This is a genomic window from Staphylococcus sp. EG-SA-2, assembly GCF_017152085.1.
Genome location: NZ_JACYHC010000999.1, coordinates 1 through 830, shown reverse-complemented (window position 1 = coordinate 830; position 830 = coordinate 1). Strand labels below are relative to the sequence as shown.

Here is an 830-nt window from a genome sequence, read left to right as displayed (position 1 = left end):
AAATTCATAACTAAAAAAGAGGATATTCTAAACAAATACACTACAATTTAATTCACGAGCTTTTATTACGTAAGACCAACTATACGCTCATATTGGCATAATGTACAGTGTTTTTTGAAAATAAATTTAAAAAGATTTTTAAAAACCTTAGAAACGTTGATTTAAAGGGGTTTATAAAAATAAAAAATTGTAGTCTTTTATGGTGTTTGCTAGTTTTCAAAGTGACATAACGTTTAAACATGACGATTTTATAAGCAATTCATAAAAAACAAGCAGCGATAAATGCTACTTGTTGATATTAAAATCTGACTTGAAAGGTCATAGCAATGTTATATGCCGATGGAATGTGCTTATTTACCTTTTTCTTCACGACGTTTTAAATAATAAGCGCCACCTAATAAACCAGCTGGAATACCTATAATTGGTGTTGTAACTACGCTTAAGACAATAACAATCATTGCTAAAGCAATCACGTTATACCAAGTTACAGTCAAATTTTTCAAATCCTCGTATGATTGTTTTACTAATTCTCTAAATTTCATGATTCAATCTCTCCTTTTTATAAATCAGTTAATAGTTATACTGCATTGCTTAAAATCAAAATCTCAATGAAGCATCTTTTAATCGTAAGTGTTAAATGGTTTTCTTAATCAATTTGTTTGAATGTACAAAAGCAATTAAAGCAAAAGTAATGTAAATGAGGGTGTATACAACAATTACTACAATAACCGGCATGAAGGAAATATTACCCATCAATTTCATAAATGCTATTGCGGCGAATACTGCATGTAATATAGCAATCAATAATGGTAAACCGAAGTTGAAAGTAA

The 830-nt window shown here is 28.8% G+C and carries 1 protein-coding gene and 1 pseudogene; both read right to left on the bottom strand.

All coding sequences use genetic code 11. The features are described from left to right. Window positions 1–350: 350 nt before the first annotated feature. Complete coding sequence (gene vraH / locus IDG60_RS17125; RefSeq protein ID WP_000672033.1) at window positions 351–542, bottom strand: peptide resistance ABC transporter activity modulator VraH; 192 nt, start codon at window positions 540–542, stop codon at window positions 351–353. Window positions 543–633: 91 nt separating this feature from the next. Continuing rightward, window positions 634–830, bottom strand: a pseudogene (locus IDG60_RS17120) (bacitracin ABC transporter permease); the annotation flags it as partial.